A 15,952-nucleotide genomic window follows, 5' to 3' on the forward strand; every position below is an offset into this window, starting at 1 on the left:
CTAAATTAAAGAAAGGGGAGCGTTTAATGAATAAAAGAATCAAAGTGTTAGTTGTAGACGACTCGCTGTTCTTTCGAGGGGTTCTTACAAAAAAACTTGCAGAATTCAGCAATATAGATGTTTTGGGATATGCCCGGGATGCATTTGAGGCAAAAGAAAAAATACTCCTGCTCAAACCCGACGTTATCACGCTCGATGTGGAAATGCCGAAGCAAAGTGGTATTGAGTTTTTAAATCAGATCCTTCCGGAACAACCAATTCCCATTGTCTTGGTATCCGCACTGGACATCAGTGTATTTGATGCACTGGCCGCAGGGGCAGTGGATTTTGTAAAAAAGCCGGAGCTTGCAAGAACAGATAACATTACCGCCTTTATCAATGAACTTGCTGCAAAAATTACAATCGCAAGCAATGCAAAGGTAACGGCACCCTTAAAAACAAGTGCAATCTTAACCCTATCAAAGCCAAATTTTGCACCCATAAAGCTTTCTACCCTGACAAGCACAACAATTATTGCTTTGGGTGCATCCACGGGCGGGACAGAAGCAACCATTCCCATAATTAAAGATTTGCCTGAAAATACACCGGGTATTTTGATTGTGCAGCACATGCCTCCCGGATTTACAAAAATGTATGCTGAACGATTAAATCGTCTTTGTAAAATGGAGGTTCGTGAGGCTGTCAATGGCGATATTGTCAAACCCGGCTTAATCCTAGTTGCCCCAGGGGATTATCACATGAAGCTCACAAAAATCGGCGCAAATTACGTTGTAAAATGCTATCAGGCTGAAAAGGTAAGCGGACACAGGCCCTCCGTTGACGTTTTGTTTGACTCCGTGGCGGAGGTTGCAAAAAAAAATGCTGTTGGCATCATTATGACAGGAATGGGAAGGGATGGCGCCCAAGGCCTTTTGAATATGCGCAAGGCAGGCGCTTTTACCATTGGCCAAAACAAAGAATCCTGCGTCGTATACGGAATGCCTATGGTAGCCAAAAACATTGGTGCTGTTTGCACGGAAACTTCTTTCGAAAACATCCCCTTTGTTTTGCGTAAGCATCTGGCTTCCCTTGAATAATAAATTCTCCAAGATAACTTAGGTTATCAACAAAATTTGACACCCATTCCACTACAAGGAGCTTCGACGGCAAAAACGCCTGGAAGCTCCTTTGTTATCCAAGGCATTTTTTGTTTCACTGATTTTGTCTTTCTTTGTCACACTTTTATGGTGTGATTTTATTTTTTTATCCAAAAAAAATATTATTATTGTTACTTAGATGCCGATATATATTTTAGAACACAATTATCTGTTAAAGATTAAGGAGAATTATTATGAAGGTCAGTCTAAATAGCTTTTTTAATATGCAGTCTACCAATAAAAATAAAGAAAAAACCTCGCAGCTCCTTCCCCAGAGCAATACTGCCTCTCGGGCAAAAAACTGCGATGAAATCATTATTAGCGCAAAAATTGAAAAACCGACGCAAATCGGCTTTGTTGATGAGCTGAAAAATAGGCTCGCAAAAGAAGCCGCCACCCCCTGCCCGGAACAAAAAATTGCCGATTTGAAACAACAAATTGAAGAAGGCACTTATCAAATTGATTTGGATCAAATTGCAAAAAAAATGTTGCTTTCTTGAGCGGAAAGGAAATAAAAAAACATGACAACAATTGTTGAATTTAATCACATTATTTTAAGCCTAATTGAGCTTTTTAAAGCTCTTACTACCATCGAAAATGACAAGCTGAAAGCCGTGACCGCTAAAGATTTGGATGCATTAAACGCTTGCATTAAAGACGAACAGGTTCAGGTTTTGAAATTAAGAGGACTTGATAAAAAACGTGAGCAAGTCCAAGCTGATTTGGGCTATGAAAACCATACGTTTAAGGAAATTATCGCTCTGCTTCCCGAGAATCAAAAAAAGGACAGCAAGGAACTTTTTACCCTGCTTGAACAGGCAACCAGCGATTTTCATGCAGTAAACGACAGCGTAAAAACCGCACTCGAAGTGAATTTGCACTTCATTAATACAGCACTCGGCAAATTAAATATTAACCCAGATATTGTACAAAAACAAATGCCCTCTGGGAATAATTTTAAAAATAGATTTGCTTAACCATAATTGTAGTCAAAGGGGGACACCTTCATGCGTTCAACATTCGCCGGGTTTACAACTGCCCAATTAGCGCTTCGCGCCAGCCAATATGGACTAGATGTAACAGGCCAAAATATTTCAAACGTAAACACCAACGGTTATACAAGACAGGTGGTTGACCAAATAAGCTTAAACCTACAAAATGCCGGACGTTACGCAACTGTAGCCAATGTGGGCTATGGCACCTTAGTTACAGGCGTTTCTCAGGTGAGAGATCCTTATCTGGACATTCGATTCAGAAACGAAGTGGCAAAGGTAGGGGAAGCCGACGTTAAACTGGCCGGGCTGCAGGAAATTGAATCTATCTTGGACGAAATTGCAAAAGATGGTATCCAAACCCAGCTTAGTGACCTTAACACCATGCTGCAAAAACTTTCTTCTAATGTCAGCAGCAAAGAATATGAAAACATGGTAAAGTCCTCTGCGGAGTCGTTGACAAAATATTTAAATCAATGTGCAAAGCAATTGGAAACCATCCGTTCCAACCACGAATATAACCTAACCGAGGTTGAAGTTCCTGAAATCAATAACATTTTGGAAAACATTGCGGAATTGAATAAGTCAATTAAAAACGGACAGATTAACGGCACGCCTGCCCTAGAATTGTTGGATCAAAGAAATGTTTTAATTGATCAATTGGCAAGCTATATGAAAATCAATGTTACCTATGTTCCCACAAAAATTTCTGACAGCTTAACCATTGACGAATTGAAGATCGATTTGGTGGGGGAAAATAATACAATAAACCTGTTGAATCATTTGGATCATGTGAATCTTGAAATTCCAAGCGGAACAACGCAGCTTAATATTGTTGACAAAGACGGAAATCCCGTTAAGGATGCCAATGACGTCGTAATTGGCGAGGACATATTTAGTGAGCTCTCAACTGGTTCCTTAAAAGGCAATTTGGAATTTTTAAATTCTTCTGGTGAGTTTGATGGTGCCAATAATTCCTTTAGAGGCATCGGCTATTATCAACAAATGCTTGACCTTATGGCAACAAAATTGGCCACCACCTTTAACGATATTAATAACACAGGACTTGATCCGGCGGACTTACATGATATGTTTGCTTCCTCCGATGGAGGTACGATCACAGCAAAAACTATTTGTATTGCTTCCGGATGGGAAAACTCTGATTATGGACTTACTGCATCGGTAACGCCTGACGGGAGCGCACCCGCCTCTGGCGCCAATGATAATATACTAAAAATGATTAACGCACTGCAAGCGAACCAGTCCTTTGTTGATGAAGGAACGCTTCCCGATGACTCTGACGATATCACCATGTTTACTGGTACCTTCCACGAATTTATATCCAATTTGAACACCACATTGGGTATTGATATTAAATCAACAAAATCGTCGCTAAACAACTATGTGTCTGTGGCAAATGAAATTACAGATGCAAAAAGCGCTATTTCATCAGTCAGCTTGGATGAAGAAGGTATGAATCTAATTAGATATCAACAATCCTATGCAGCAGCAGCAAGACTGATGACAACCTTAGATGAAGCCGTGGACACCTTAATTAATAAAATGGGTATTGTTGGAAGATAATGAAAAGGAGTTGCTTTAAATGAGAATTACAACCACTCAGGTTTTACGCAATTATCAAACAAACCTTGGAAAAGCTAGATCCGAATTAAGTGAAGCTGAAAATCGTGTACTTACAAAAAGAAACTTTAGCAAGGCCTCTGAAGATCCCGCCTCTGCGGCAACTGCCTACAAGTTAAGAAAAGAGTATATTGAAACAGGGGATCATATTGAAAACGTAAGCAGCGTTATTTCCCAGTTTGATGCAGTAGACAGCAGCACAATGGAGATGGGTACCATTGCCAAAGAAGCGAATGCTTTGATTTTGCAAGGCATCTCGGACACATCAAGCGTTGAGCAGCGAACAACAATTGCAACAAGTCTTAGGCAGATGCAAGAATCCATTGTTATGTCGGCCAATTCAAAGTTGGGAGAAACCTTCCTTTTTGGCGGACAGACAACCGATAGCGTTCCTTTTAAGCTTGTAGACGGAAAGCTTCAATACTTTGGTCTTGATGTTTCCAGCACCGACGCTGATGTGCAGGCACAGCTAAAAGATATGGCTAATGCAAAAATTTATGTTGACTTAGGCTTTGGCCTAACCTTCACCGGCGGAAACATGGATAGCAACAGCGCCTTTAATACCGCTATTTCAGGACTAAATGCTCTTGGCTACGGACAGAGTAATGGAATGGATAATAACCTGGTAGATTTACTGGGTACGGTAGCGGATGAACTGGAAAAAGATCCAATTGATGGAGATACGTTAGATGCTCTAAGCAAGCAATTTAGTGATTCAAAAAGCAAGCTGACCGATTTTCTCACAGCTTTGGGCACAAAAAGCAATTTTCTCGAGTCCACCAAAACACGCTTAGAGGATAATAAAATTACGCTAAATGAAAAAATTGTAGCTGTAGAAAATGTAGATTTGGAAGCAGCCATTACAGACTACGCTTGGGCGCAATTTGCATATAATGCAGCATTAAAGGTAGGAAACGGTATTCTTAGTCAATCTTTTATTGACTTTATGAACTAAAAAATAACGAGACAAGGAGGAATAATGATGGATCCTTTATTAAAAATCACTTCGGTGCCTCTAAAGCTTGAACTAAAGGTTAACAATGCACGCTTGGAATACAACAATTCAAATGCAAAGGTTGAGATTTCCAGAAACGCTGGTGGACTCACAATTAAAAGTGATCCTATCAAATTAGACATTGATTCTTTTGAGTGCTATAATTGCATAAATCCAACGGTCAAAACAAGCATACAAAATGCTGCCGAAAAAGGGAAAGCGGCTGCATATGAAGCAACCGCAACATATGCACGAGAGGGAAAGTTGTTTTTAAATGCAAAGATTGGCGAGGATGTAATCGGAAAAATTGCAGAATCAAAAATGGAGGTCAATACAAATTTTGGTATTGCCTTTACGCCTACCTCAAGGCCCGTATTAAATTGGTCTGAACCGGAAATAACTATGGAATATGAGCTGGATAAGCTTAATTTTGACTGGAAAGTAATGAACGGCAATTTTGAGTTTATTCCCGGGAATATTGAAATCGCAGTTACACAGCGGCCGGATGTTGTGATTGAATACATCGGAGGCCCCATTTATGTGCCGCCTAGTGCAGATCCCGAATATATTCCAATTACCGATTTAAGAGCATAACCAAATGAGGTGAATAAATGGAGCTGGAAACAAAGTATTTTTCTAAGATGGAATACGAAAGCAGTGAAGTCGTTTTTTTCGAACATGGACTTTTTGGTTTTGAAAAGTACAAAAAATTTATTTTAATCAAATTTGAAAACAATGATGGTTCCCCCGTCTGTCTTCAAAGTATTGATGAAGCAAATATTGCTTTTGCGATGATAAATCCATATAATTTTATTCCCGATTACAATGTTTCCCTTACGGAAACAGACATCAAAGACTTAAAATTACAGGATTCACACAATCTTGCAGTTTATAATATTTGTGTCCTTCGGGATGATATTCCTAAAAGCACGACAAATTTAAGGTGCCCTGTAGTTGTAAATACAGAAACACGATTGGCAAAACAAATTATTTTGGAAAATTCAGAGTATCCCTTTAAATACCCCTTTAAAGACCTTATACATAAGGAGGATTGATATGCTAGTATTGCAAAGAAAAATTGGTCAGTCTATTTATATAGGCGAAGATATTAAAATTACAATACAGGATATTTCCTCCGACAAGGTTAAAATTTCAATTGAAGCTCCAAAAGAGGTTACTATTGTGAGGGAAGAACTGAAACTTGCTACGATGAACAATCTAGAGGCATTATCCTCCTCCGGCGATTCTGTTGCGCTGTTGAAAAAAATGTTTGATAAATAATTAAAAACCCAAAAAGGAAGCACTGTTTCGTTTAAAACTAGCACTTCCTTTTTTTATTTTACAAAATATACGCTTTTCCTGTGGCTACAATAGACACATGCCCCGAAATCTGCAGGGTAACTATCTCCCCCTCATTCACACAAGCCTGCACGCCCATGGTGCCACCGGGCTGTTTGCACTGCAAAGAAACGTTCTTTCCAGCCTGAACTGCTAAAAAAGCTCCGATTGCACTGGTTCCGCTTCCACAGCCTCTTTCCCAAATCAAGCTGGTGTTCTTTAGACAAACCAAAGGCTCCATCTGTCCCGTTTTCTCATCCCAAAGCAGTATTCCAAAGGCAGGAGGCATTTTGGGTCCCCATATTTCAGCGGCCTGCTCCGCCTTTGTTTTGGCAGTTTCTCCCCAAATTTGTCTTTCCACAATGATATGCCATATCCCCTCAAAACGCACTACAGGCAATTTCAGCGTTTCTCCTTCCAGCAAGAATTCTTCCCATTGGATTGAAATTGGCAAGGGCATTTCTATCTTCCCATAGTATCCCTGGGCCTCTCTTTGAATTTCGCACCATACTAATTTGTTTGCTCCCGAAATTTCTAATAAAAGGGTTTCCCTTTCCCCCATTGGCATGTTTTTTTGTTCCATGAGCCACGCCGCCAAAGAAAGGGTGGCATTTCCACAAAATTCCCCTGCCATCATGCGCAAAGCCTTCGCCGCCCGTTTATCCTTCGGCTCTTGAATAAAGCCCGCCTGCTCAGCATAAACGCTATGATAAGCAATTAGCTTTTGTGCTATGGCTAATTGCTTTTCCTCAGGAATCTGGGTTTCCACCAAAATCGTCATATTTTCAGTTGGGCTTGTTTTAATAAATTCAATTTCCATATGTCCCCCACCTTACTGTTGAAAACGTCCCAAAAAGGCTTTTGTCCGCTCCTGCTTAGGATGATTGATTACCTCCTCAGGGGTGCCTTCTTCCACAATTACGCCGCCATCCATAAAAATAATATAGTTGGATACATCTCTTGCAAAGGACATCTCATGGGTTACAATTACCATTGTCATATGCTCCGCCGCCAAATCCTTAATTACCTTTAGAATTTCCCCCGTCAGCTCCGGATCAAGGGCAGAGGTTGGCTCGTCAAAAAATAAAATTTTCGGATTCATTGCCAAAGCGCGGGCAATGGAAACACGCTGCTGCTGACCACCGGAAAGCTGAAAGGGATAGGCATCCTCTTTTTCCGAAAGACCCATTTTTGCCAGGAGCACTCTTGCCTCTGCAAAAACCTCCTCCTTGGGACGCTTTCCAATTAAAATCGGCGGCTCTGTGATATTTCTCATCACAGAATAATGGGGGAATAAGTTAAAATTCTGAAATACAAGGCCAAAATGCTTTTTGATTTCCTGAAGCTTATTCCCATCGCTGTAAACGGATTTCCCACTTTCATCTGCTTTTGCAGCATAATCTCCTAAATAATTTAAGTCTCCCCCATCCATTGTTTCCAGCAAAGTTGCACAGCGCAGTAACGTAGATTTTCCTGAACCAGAGGGGCCAATGATAGATACAACCTGTCCTTGGGAAACAGAAAGGGAAATATCCTTCAAAACCTCGTTCTCCCCAAATTTTTTACTACAATTATTAATTTCTAAAACTTTCATCCTTTTCCCTCCTCACCGATAATAGCTCAAGGCTCTCTCCACCCGTTCCATTGCATACGCCACTACTGCATTAAAAATAAAGTAGAATGCACCTGCAATAAACAAAGGAATTATGGTTGTTTTTGCAGCTGCAATCTGCTTTGCCAAGGTAAACATTTCCGTGTAGTTTAATACAAAGGCCATGGCAGTATCCTTTACCAAGGTGATAATTTCATTGGTAACAGGGGGCAAAATACGCTTCACCATCTGAGGGAACACAATTTTAAAAAAGGTTTGGTATTTATTATACCCCAACACCGCAGCAGCCTCATACTGACCAACGGGGATGGATTCAATTCCCGAACGATAAATTTCCGCAAAATACGCTGCATAATTGATGGAAAAACCAACTAAAACTGCAACAAAACGATAGCTTTTGCTTAATGAAATACCAAAAACATAATACGGGCCAAAATAAACTACCAAAAGCTGTAGCATTAAGGGCGTACCCCTTAAAATTGAAATGTATACTTTCGCCAAAAATTGAATGGGCTGAAAGGAACCAAGCCAATTGCGCAACCCTTTCTGTTCCAATGGATTTTGGGAAATTAAAAACCCAAAGGGTGCCCATTTTGACATACGGCCAAAAGCCACAACAAGACCTAAGGGCATAGAAAAAACCAAGGTCAAAACAAAGATGAACAGCGTTGCCAGCATCCCTTGTGCAAGCTGCTGTATAATATTTAGATAATCGGCTATGCCCATAAGAAAACCCCCAATTTTGCATTTTTTCATAATTACTGATAAAGCAAGGATAAGCGTGCCGGATTTCCGACACGCTTTATTTTTCTTTTATTCTACACCAAATTACTTGCCAAGGCAAACCATTTGATCTAAATTATACTCCTTATAATTTGCTACGATAGTATCAAAGGTGCCATCTTCTAACATTTCATATAATGATTCCTGAACCTGATCGCGCAATTCGGTATCACCCAGTCTAAAACCAACACCATACTGCTCTGTGGAAAGAGGCTCCTCCAGCATTGCAAATACATCTCCACGGGATGCCAACTGATACTGTGCCACGCCAATATCAACAGCAATTGCATCAATAGAACCTGCTTCCAAATTCATAAATGCCGAATTATAATCCCCCGTTTGCTCCAAAGAAGCAAAGCTTGCAGCCAACGCCAAATTTTCTTCATTATCTTCTTCGTTTGTTAATGCAGTCAGTGCTGAAGAATCCGACTGTGTCATAACAGCCTTACCTGCCAAATCAGCTTTTGCTTTAATCCCGGAATCTGCTCTTACTACAAAAACAATACTGTTATCTACATAGGGATCAGAGAAGGTGTAATTTGCCTCTCTACCGGTCATTGTAAAGCCATTCCAAATACAATCAATAGAACCGCTGTTAAGCTCCATATCCTTAGCATCCCAGTCAATAGGCTGCTTTACCAGCTCCCAGCCACGACGATTGCAAACCTCTTGAGCCAAGTCTAAGTCAAACCCAACATAATCGCCTGCCTCATTACGATAACCATAAGGAGGATACTCTGCATCAAAGCCAACAATTAACTTTGTACGTTCTACCTTTGCTGTATCTTCTGCCGGAGCAGCATCAGCTTTCGGCGCATTGTTGCCACAGCCAGCCAAAACTGAAACACTCATTACCATTGCTAAAACTAACGCAAAATATTTTTTCATACATCATTTCCCCTTTTCATTCATTTTACGAAATACGACAACTCTTCGTAAATTCTTTATTATATTATCACACTACCACGCTAAAGTAAAGGGATTTTTTTATAATAATCAAAATCTTTTCTATTTCTAATAAAAAATACAAAAACGGACAGCAATTGCTGTCCGTAAAGGGAGTAAAATATGTGGTATTTTCGCCAAAATCTAACATGCTTTTTTCCGCTCTTGTAGAGGGCAAAGCTCGCTTTAAAGGTTTATTGGGGCAATTTCTTGCGCCTTTGCACCTTTATCAGTGAATCATTTTTATAATCAGCAGCTTTTGCCCGGGATAAATTAGATCGGGATTTTCAATATCGTTCACCATCAAAATGCGTGCAATGGTAGTATCAAAACGCTTTGCAATTGTCCATAGGCTATCTCCCGGCTGTACTGTATAAATTACCGCACCGGCAATGGGTTTTAGCGGTTTTTCCGTATTTTTTAGATAAATGTCCGTAACAAGTACGGCTTTTTCTTCTCTGCTGGCATATACTTCAAGAATCATGGAAGAAAGAAGTTCTCCTTCTCGGTCGGATAAAATCTGAAAATCAATATCCTCCACACTGCCCTTTACATTGATCCCGTCTTTAGGAGAAACCCCTTTCATTTCTATTTTTTGGGTAAAGGGGATTCCCTTTTTCACCATGCAAACAGCGTGGTCGTCTTCTTGACAGAAATACAAGATTTCTACAGATAAAACGCCTTCTACTTGAATCGTATCCTCCATTGCATTTACATCCTGAATCATAAGGCTTCCCCATGCTTTCCCTGCCTGCAGCATAGGAAGCTCATCACTATTTAAAGTAATTTTCTCTTTTACAGAGAATTGATTTTTTGTTCTCCCGACGGAAACGGGATAGGTTACGGTTTCCCGCATTACCTCTACTTCCATCCCCGGGGCGTAAGCATCCGTAACAACAGTCTTTTCTATTGCCTCCCAGGCCGACAGCTCCCCTAAAATGGTAACATCCACATCCAAAATTTTAGGCTCTCCATCGTCGTCAAGCACTATTTTGACTGAAGTTTCACCAATGGTTAAATCCAAATCAACGGTACTTTTTGGCGTAATTCCTTCCGCCTCCAAATATCCATTAAAGGGAATTTTTTCACTCCATACATGAACAGTCCCCGTACCCTGATCATCGGTATACAAAATATCCATTAATAAGTTACTGCGTATCATTACTTTGCCATCCATGGGGCGAATTTCTTGGTCTGCCAAACTGAATTCACTGGCTAATATTTCTCCAACGGCAGCCGCCGTTTCCGGCAAAGTAATTTCTTCCTTAATTGTAAACCTGTCCTTTTTCTCAGCCACTACTTCTTCCATATAAATTTTGTCTTTCAAAAAGGCCATCCCATTGCCTTCATTAGGTACCACTGCATCTACTTTATGTAAGCGGTCTGCGTCTGCTTTTAGCCCTATTACAGCCTTAACACCTAGCTTTCTATCGTTGACTACTTCGCAATCCAAATGTTCCAATACAGTCGACAATTTTACCTGCATATCTTTTTCCAACCCATCCATATAAATAATATCTTCAATAGGTAAGCTGGCATTCATTGCATATACGGCATCTTCACCCTTGTCAGAGGAATATAGAATATTTAAATCCAAGTCACCCGAGAGATTAATGCGATCATCTCCCACCCGTACATCCCTCATTTTAATTTTTCCGTGGCAACACAAAACTTCATTTACATCCGGCTTGCTGTCAGGCGCGATGATATCCCCTTCCAGCAAGATTTGGGAGGCTTGCGTCCCACCCTGCTGTTTCAATACGATTTCTTCTTTTTCCCATTCCATCGGCATAATAAACCTCCTTTGCTATTCTTGCGGCAGTTTTAAGACACTGATTTCGGGCTTTTCCCTTTTTTCGGTCACCATCCACCCTTTGTCTATATATAAATATATTGAATTTTTGCCATTGTATTCCAAAAACCCAAGGAATTTTAAGAAAAATTTCTTGGAAAAGCTTTGAGGCGATTATATAAAAGTTCAAATAAAAAACACCCTACCAATAAATTGACGAAAGCAATTATATGTTAAGGTGTTTTCATTCAAATTTTCTATACGTTACTATGCTATCTTCTCAAATAAACATTGGAAATGGTGCTGGTTTAATGAAGCAAAAGCTTTTAAGTTCAAAATCATTCACTTTATATTAATAAGTTCTCATTTGATTTATTGGAAACCAGCGCAAAACCACCTTTCCTGTTAAATCATCACAGGAAATTACGCCCATATTGCGGCTATCAAAACTAGTGCTCCTATTGTCTCCCATTACAAATACCGTGCTTTTGGGAATTGTCATATCCACAATGCCATTGGTGGGACCCTCCACATAGTTTTCCTGGAGTACATCGCCATTAATTTCAACAGAACCATCGGCAAGCAAACGAATATGATCGCCCTCGGTGGCAAGAATTCGTTTCAAAACTACTTTTTCTTTTCCTTGCTCAATGTATTGAAAAACAACAATATCCCCTTTTTCATACCAGCCCATTTGAACAAAAAAACGACTCATACAAATAATATCGCCATCATTGAGTGTAGGTTCCATCGAACTTCCTTCAAGCTTTACCGGCCAAAAAAAGAAAAATAATACAACTAAAATTATTGCCGACCGCAAAATCACACTGCCCCAATCCTTTAAAATCTCATTCAAAGCGCTTACCTCTCATTACAATTATTCTCCCGATAAACAAAATAATACATCTCTATATAAAAGTATACAAAATTCTCCAAAAATAGCAAGTTAAAATAGACTTGTAATTTATCCCAATTATCAAAAAATAGTTTTTCCTTGGTAATTCCAATAAAAATGCCATAGAATTTACTATGCCCAATTTTATAAAAAGGAATAAAATTTTGTGTCTACTTCAGATATTATGAAAATCGTTTTTCAAAGAGAATTACAAAAAAGCGTATAAATTTGTGGAAACTTATACGCCTTCAGCGATAGTGCTTCTGTTACTCTATTTTTCTATCTTTTAAAAAAAACCATTATTATTAAACTGAATTTTTAAATTCCAATGGGCAAATGAAATTCTCCTTCATTTCTGAAAAAACCAAAGCGCTCCTGCTAATCCCCTTTTAAATACACTTCTCTTCTTGATCCTTTTCCGATCTAAAGGCTTTTTGCAAGTTTGAAGCTTCTAAGTAAAATGAATCCTATTTTATTTATACATTTTTTTCAGATATGAAAAAGAAACTGAACTGCAAGGGACATCACTGAAATAGAAATCCAACATAAAAATCCCAGCAATATTGGTTTAAATCCATTTTTCACCAACTTTACAAGATTTGTATTTAAACCAATGGCAGCCATAGCCATTACAATCATAAATTTTCCCGCCTGAGAAAAAAAATGCGTCACCGAGGTGGGAATTGGCAGAAATGTATTAAGGATTGATGCCCCAAGAAATCCTAATACAAACCAAGGGAATATCTTTGCCATGCTATAAGTTGTATTTTCTTCCGTATTCTTTTTGGAAGTGATGACTGCAAGCACCAGAGTTATTGGGACAATTGCAAGGGTTCTCGTCAATTTTACAATAACCGATAAATTTCCTGCGGCATCACTGAAGGCATACCCTGCCGCAACAACGGAGGAGGTATCATTCACAGCTGTTCCCGCCCATAGTCCAAAGGTGTGGTCACTCATTCCAAACACATGCCCCAAAAAAGGGAATAGAAATGCAGCAATAACGTTGAACAAAAATATTGTTGATATGGACCGAGCGATTTCTTCATCCTTAGCATTTATTACAGGGGCTGTTGCGGCTATTGCCGAACCACCGCATATTGCCGAGCCAACACCAATTAACGTTTTTGTGTTTGAATCAAGCTTAAGAAGCTTCCCCACAAAATATGCCGTCAAAAAAGCTACTGAAAGGGTAAATACCATTAGTAAAAGCGTTTGCTTTCCCACACGAAAAACATTAAATAAATTCATTTCAAATCCAAGAAAAATAATTGCGTATTGCAGAATTTTTTTTGAAGTATATTGTATCCCTTCATTAAATTTGCTTGGACGATTCCAAAAAGCAAGTAGCATACCAAACAAAATCCCAATAACAGGACTTCCTATAATTGGCACAGCTTTACCAATAAACCATGCGGGGATAGCAATTAACCCTGCGAGAAAAACACCCAAAAATCTTTTTTTTATCATTTTATAACAATCTCCTTTGTTTTAAATTATGCCTTTTTCATTATACATCTTGCTATATAATAATTAAAATATTATTATAAGATAGTATTGATAAGCAATTACTTATGTATAGGAGGGAAATTCATGACACTAAGGCATTTTAAAATTTTTATTGAAGTTTGTGAAACGATGAACATGACACAAGCGGCAGAAAAGTTATATATTTCTCAATCTGCTGTCAGTCAAGCAATTTCCGACCTTGAAGTTTATTATGGTACTAAGCTGTTCGAACGGCTTTCTAAAAGAATTTATCTTACAAGCGTGGGAGCAAAGCTGCTTAGCTATGCAAGGCACATTACGGAAATGACCGTGGAGGCCGAAACAAGCATAAAGGCCTTATCCGAAAGCGAATTTATAAGAATAGGTGCCAGTGTAACTGTGGGTGCTGCCATTTTGCCCAATTTAGTACGAGCTTTGAAGATTATCAGCCCATCAACAGAAATTGCCGTTGTTGAAGACAATACAGCGGTAATAGAATCGCTTATTTTAAGCAATAAAGTGGATTTGGGATTGGTAGAGGGGGAAATTATTTCACCAGACATTAAAATCAGACCATTTTTGAAGGATGAACTTATTTTAATCAGCGGTAAAGATCATCCCTTTTCAAAAAAAACCATTGTTTCACCCCAGACCCTTGAAAACCAGAATTTTATTATCCGCGAAGTAGGTAGTGGAACAAGAAGCCTTTTTGAAATAAAAATGGCTGCCAGCAACATTAACTGGAAAGCCTCATGGATCTGCAATAATTCGGAAACCATAAAAAATGCAGTTGAAAACAATCTTGGGATTTCTGTTATTTCAGAAAAAGCCGTGACGAAGGAACTGCAATGTCAAACACTATTTGCCTCTAAAATTGAAGGCATTGAATTCATAAGATACTTTAAAATTGCGCATCATAAGAATAAATTCATTACTGAAAAAATGAATGTGTTAATCAATCATTTAGTTAAGTATTTTTAAGTAGTAAGCAAAGCCCTGTATTATAAGATAAGGGTAGCAGCAATAAATTTGCTCTACCCTTTGGTAACAATTTGTATTTCTAAATCTCTTTTTTCGTTCTACATAACTTAAGAAATAAACTTTAATTTTCAAAAACTGCCTTTTATTTTACCAAAAAGATTTACCTAGTTGTATCAGCCTTCCAAAAAAATTTATAGAAAATTATATATTATTTTTTTTGCGGAACGTGATAAGTCAAAAAATTTTGCAAAATACAAAATAGGATGCTATTTTTTGATAAAATCAAAGTCCATTGATTCTAAAGCTTTTTGTGCTGCGTTTGCATCGTTTTCCTTTATGAAAACATAATCTGTATCAAACGTTGATATGGCAAAAATGCTAATTTTTTTTTCGGCTAGGGAACCTGAAATTTTTGCAAGTATGCCTACCAACGTAAAATCCATCTGTCCTACTACGCGAAAACCGGCCCATCCGCCTTCTTGCTTTTCGGCATCCTCCGGCAAGCAATCTTTAGGACAAACTAAGGAAAGCTCTTGATCTGTTCTTGACCAAAAGCTAAAGCAACCCAGCTCTTCAATTTTCCGATCTCTCGTCCATTTTGCAACTGCAAACTCCCCATCTAGCCACTCCAAGACCACGGAAATTCCCCCTCACATTTGCTTACGTACTGTTTTATATTCATCTTCCAATCGATAATAAGGACATTCTTTATATTCATCCCTCATAAATCGTTCCATTTCATCTTCATCTAAATTTACTTGGCAATAATATTCCTCGTTTTCCTCATCGTAACAAAAAAACATACATGTCTCACAGTTTGAACTCATTTTTCCGCTCCTATTTTATTTCGAATATTATTTAAAAATCTATTAAAAGTAAAAACCACCTCTTAAAATAAGAAGTGGTTTAAAAATGGGAGTTACAGGGCTCGAACCTGTGACCCTCTGCTTGTAAGGCAGATGCTCTCCCAGCTGAGCTAAACTCCCATAAACGACTCAGATGGGGCTCGAACCCACGACCTCCGGCGTGACAGGCCGGCGCTCTAACCAACTGAGCTACTAAGCCACATTAGAATATGGCGCTGGATATTTAATTAAAATGGCAGGGGCAGAAGGACTCGAACCCTCGACATTTGGTTTTGGAGACCAACGTTCTACCGACTGAACTATACCCCTTTATAAGGTATTTCGCAAAGCGAAGATACACCTTCAAAACTGAACACAAGAATTATTATATCATCAATCGATTTATTGGTCAAGCCCTCGGTCTATTAGTATTGGTCAGCTGAACATGTTACCATGCTTACACCTCCAACCTATCTACCTCGTTATCTTCAAGGGACCTTACTTCCGAAG

18 protein-coding genes, 3 tRNA genes and 1 rRNA gene are annotated in these 15,952 nt (G+C 38.9%); 9 read left to right on the forward strand and 13 right to left on the reverse strand.

Going from position 1 to position 15,952, the window contains the following annotated elements; all coding sequences use genetic code 11:
• Nucleotides 1–26: 26 nt before the first annotated feature.
• From CLNEO_RS13170 to CLNEO_RS13205, 8 genes are all read left to right on the forward strand, one after another.
• A complete protein-coding gene (locus CLNEO_RS13170; protein ID WP_066089995.1) occupies nucleotides 27–1,076 on the forward strand; it encodes a protein-glutamate methylesterase/protein-glutamine glutaminase in 1,050 nt (349 codons plus the stop codon).
• Between the two features lie 254 nt (nucleotides 1,077–1,330).
• On the forward strand, nucleotides 1,331–1,636 hold the full coding sequence (locus CLNEO_RS13175; protein ID WP_066089998.1) for a flagellar biosynthesis anti-sigma factor FlgM: 306 nt from the start codon (nucleotides 1,331–1,333) through the stop codon (nucleotides 1,634–1,636).
• A gap of 21 nt (nucleotides 1,637–1,657) precedes the next feature.
• Nucleotides 1,658–2,113 (forward strand): flagellar protein FlgN, encoded by a 456-nt coding sequence (locus CLNEO_RS13180; RefSeq protein ID WP_066090001.1) that lies wholly within the window; start codon nucleotides 1,658–1,660, stop codon nucleotides 2,111–2,113.
• Between the two features lie 30 nt (nucleotides 2,114–2,143).
• Complete coding sequence (gene flgK, locus CLNEO_RS13185) at nucleotides 2,144–3,712, forward strand: flagellar hook-associated protein FlgK (protein ID WP_066090005.1); 1,569 nt, start codon at nucleotides 2,144–2,146, stop codon at nucleotides 3,710–3,712.
• A 19-nt stretch (nucleotides 3,713–3,731) separates the two neighbouring features.
• Nucleotides 3,732–4,724 (forward strand): flagellin N-terminal helical domain-containing protein, encoded by a 993-nt coding sequence (locus CLNEO_RS13190; protein WP_066090011.1) that lies wholly within the window; start codon nucleotides 3,732–3,734, stop codon nucleotides 4,722–4,724.
• 27 nt (nucleotides 4,725–4,751) lie between these two features.
• Entirely contained in the window at nucleotides 4,752–5,357 is a 606-nt protein-coding gene (locus CLNEO_RS13195; protein WP_066090014.1) for a DUF6470 family protein, read from the forward strand.
• A gap of 17 nt (nucleotides 5,358–5,374) precedes the next feature.
• Complete coding sequence (gene fliW, locus CLNEO_RS13200; RefSeq protein WP_066090017.1) at nucleotides 5,375–5,818, forward strand: flagellar assembly protein FliW; 444 nt, start codon at nucleotides 5,375–5,377, stop codon at nucleotides 5,816–5,818.
• Nucleotide 5,819: 1 nt separating this feature from the next.
• Complete coding sequence (locus tag CLNEO_RS13205; protein ID WP_066090020.1) at nucleotides 5,820–6,044, forward strand: carbon storage regulator; 225 nt, start codon at nucleotides 5,820–5,822, stop codon at nucleotides 6,042–6,044.
• Nucleotides 6,045–6,102: 58 nt separating this feature from the next.
• Here CLNEO_RS13205 and CLNEO_RS13210 read toward each other — a convergent pair whose 3' ends face one another.
• The 7 genes from CLNEO_RS13210 to CLNEO_RS13240 form a co-directional block, all read right to left on the reverse strand.
• Entirely contained in the window at nucleotides 6,103–6,921 is an 819-nt protein-coding gene (locus tag CLNEO_RS13210) for a hypothetical protein (RefSeq protein ID WP_066090024.1), read from the reverse strand.
• Between the two features lie 12 nt (nucleotides 6,922–6,933).
• A complete protein-coding gene (locus CLNEO_RS13215) occupies nucleotides 6,934–7,695 on the reverse strand; it encodes an amino acid ABC transporter ATP-binding protein (protein ID WP_066090026.1) in 762 nt (253 codons plus the stop codon).
• A gap of 12 nt (nucleotides 7,696–7,707) precedes the next feature.
• Nucleotides 7,708–8,439: an amino acid ABC transporter permease gene (locus tag CLNEO_RS16350; protein ID WP_066090029.1), complete on the reverse strand. Its 732-nt coding sequence runs from the start codon at nucleotides 8,437–8,439 to the stop codon at nucleotides 7,708–7,710.
• A gap of 102 nt (nucleotides 8,440–8,541) precedes the next feature.
• Nucleotides 8,542–9,384 carry an amino acid ABC transporter substrate-binding protein gene (locus CLNEO_RS16355; RefSeq protein WP_066090032.1) on the reverse strand — a complete coding sequence of 281 codons (843 nt, stop codon included), beginning with the start codon at nucleotides 9,382–9,384 and terminating at the stop codon, nucleotides 8,542–8,544.
• A 286-nt stretch (nucleotides 9,385–9,670) separates the two neighbouring features.
• Nucleotides 9,671–11,233 carry a DUF3794 and LysM peptidoglycan-binding domain-containing protein gene (locus CLNEO_RS13230; RefSeq protein WP_066090035.1) on the reverse strand — a complete coding sequence of 521 codons (1,563 nt, stop codon included), beginning with the start codon at nucleotides 11,231–11,233 and terminating at the stop codon, nucleotides 9,671–9,673.
• A gap of 352 nt (nucleotides 11,234–11,585) precedes the next feature.
• Nucleotides 11,586–12,089 carry a signal peptidase I gene (gene lepB / locus CLNEO_RS13235; protein WP_066090038.1) on the reverse strand — a complete coding sequence of 168 codons (504 nt, stop codon included), beginning with the start codon at nucleotides 12,087–12,089 and terminating at the stop codon, nucleotides 11,586–11,588.
• A 528-nt stretch (nucleotides 12,090–12,617) separates the two neighbouring features.
• On the reverse strand, nucleotides 12,618–13,598 hold the full coding sequence (locus tag CLNEO_RS13240) for a YeiH family protein (protein WP_066090041.1): 981 nt from the start codon (nucleotides 13,596–13,598) through the stop codon (nucleotides 12,618–12,620).
• A gap of 123 nt (nucleotides 13,599–13,721) precedes the next feature.
• Between CLNEO_RS13240 and CLNEO_RS13245 the strand changes: the two genes are divergently transcribed.
• Complete coding sequence (locus tag CLNEO_RS13245; protein ID WP_066090044.1) at nucleotides 13,722–14,597, forward strand: LysR family transcriptional regulator; 876 nt, start codon at nucleotides 13,722–13,724, stop codon at nucleotides 14,595–14,597.
• Nucleotides 14,598–14,863: 266 nt separating this feature from the next.
• Here the strand turns inward: CLNEO_RS13245 and CLNEO_RS13250 are convergent, their stop codons facing one another.
• The 6 genes from CLNEO_RS13250 to CLNEO_RS13270 all read right to left on the reverse strand — a co-directional run.
• Nucleotides 14,864–15,229 carry an ACT domain-containing protein gene (locus CLNEO_RS13250; protein WP_157723588.1) on the reverse strand — a complete coding sequence of 122 codons (366 nt, stop codon included), beginning with the start codon at nucleotides 15,227–15,229 and terminating at the stop codon, nucleotides 14,864–14,866.
• Nucleotides 15,230–15,247: 18 nt separating this feature from the next.
• Entirely contained in the window at nucleotides 15,248–15,424 is a 177-nt protein-coding gene (locus CLNEO_RS16140; RefSeq protein ID WP_164493071.1) for a DUF6472 family protein, read from the reverse strand.
• Nucleotides 15,425–15,510: 86 nt separating this feature from the next.
• A tRNA-Val gene (locus CLNEO_RS13255) sits at nucleotides 15,511–15,583 on the reverse strand.
• Nucleotides 15,584–15,588: 5 nt separating this feature from the next.
• Nucleotides 15,589–15,662, reverse strand: a tRNA-Asp gene (locus CLNEO_RS13260).
• A 34-nt stretch (nucleotides 15,663–15,696) separates the two neighbouring features.
• Nucleotides 15,697–15,772: transfer RNA gene (locus tag CLNEO_RS13265), tRNA-Trp, on the reverse strand.
• 75 nt (nucleotides 15,773–15,847) lie between these two features.
• Nucleotides 15,848–15,952: ribosomal RNA gene (locus CLNEO_RS13270) — 23S ribosomal RNA — on the reverse strand; the annotation flags it as partial.

It is taken from the genome of Anaerotignum neopropionicum (assembly GCF_001571775.1).
GTDB lineage: Bacteria > Bacillota > Clostridia > Lachnospirales > Anaerotignaceae > Chakrabartyella > Chakrabartyella neopropionicum.

What these genes read in the sequence shown, in the direction of transcription:
- CLNEO_RS13210 (WP_066090024.1), bottom strand. Translation starts at nt 6,921, where the DNA reads ATGGAAATTGAATTTATTAAAACAAGCCCAACTGAAAATATGACGATT.
- CLNEO_RS16350 (WP_066090029.1), bottom strand. Translation starts at nt 8,439, where the DNA reads ATGGGCATAGCCGATTATCTAAATATTATACAGCAGCTTGCACAAGGG.
- fliW (WP_066090017.1), top strand. Translation starts at nt 5,375, where the DNA reads ATGGAGCTGGAAACAAAGTATTTTTCTAAGATGGAATACGAAAGCAGT.
- CLNEO_RS13190 (WP_066090011.1), top strand. Translation starts at nt 3,732, where the DNA reads ATGAGAATTACAACCACTCAGGTTTTACGCAATTATCAAACAAACCTT.
- CLNEO_RS13180 (WP_066090001.1), top strand. Translation starts at nt 1,658, where the DNA reads ATGACAACAATTGTTGAATTTAATCACATTATTTTAAGCCTAATTGAG.
- flgK (WP_066090005.1), top strand. Translation starts at nt 2,144, where the DNA reads ATGCGTTCAACATTCGCCGGGTTTACAACTGCCCAATTAGCGCTTCGC.
- CLNEO_RS13245 (WP_066090044.1), top strand. Translation starts at nt 13,722, where the DNA reads ATGACACTAAGGCATTTTAAAATTTTTATTGAAGTTTGTGAAACGATG.
- CLNEO_RS13205 (WP_066090020.1), top strand. Translation starts at nt 5,820, where the DNA reads ATGCTAGTATTGCAAAGAAAAATTGGTCAGTCTATTTATATAGGCGAA.
- CLNEO_RS16140 (WP_164493071.1), bottom strand. Translation starts at nt 15,424, where the DNA reads ATGAGTTCAAACTGTGAGACATGTATGTTTTTTTGTTACGATGAGGAA.
- CLNEO_RS13240 (WP_066090041.1), bottom strand. Translation starts at nt 13,598, where the DNA reads ATGATAAAAAAAAGATTTTTGGGTGTTTTTCTCGCAGGGTTAATTGCT.
- CLNEO_RS13230 (WP_066090035.1), bottom strand. Translation starts at nt 11,233, where the DNA reads ATGCCGATGGAATGGGAAAAAGAAGAAATCGTATTGAAACAGCAGGGT.
- CLNEO_RS16355 (WP_066090032.1), bottom strand. Translation starts at nt 9,384, where the DNA reads ATGAAAAAATATTTTGCGTTAGTTTTAGCAATGGTAATGAGTGTTTCA.
- CLNEO_RS13175 (WP_066089998.1), top strand. Translation starts at nt 1,331, where the DNA reads ATGAAGGTCAGTCTAAATAGCTTTTTTAATATGCAGTCTACCAATAAA.
- CLNEO_RS13195 (WP_066090014.1), top strand. Translation starts at nt 4,752, where the DNA reads ATGGATCCTTTATTAAAAATCACTTCGGTGCCTCTAAAGCTTGAACTA.
- CLNEO_RS13170 (WP_066089995.1), top strand. Translation starts at nt 27, where the DNA reads ATGAATAAAAGAATCAAAGTGTTAGTTGTAGACGACTCGCTGTTCTTT.
- CLNEO_RS13215 (WP_066090026.1), bottom strand. Translation starts at nt 7,695, where the DNA reads ATGAAAGTTTTAGAAATTAATAATTGTAGTAAAAAATTTGGGGAGAAC.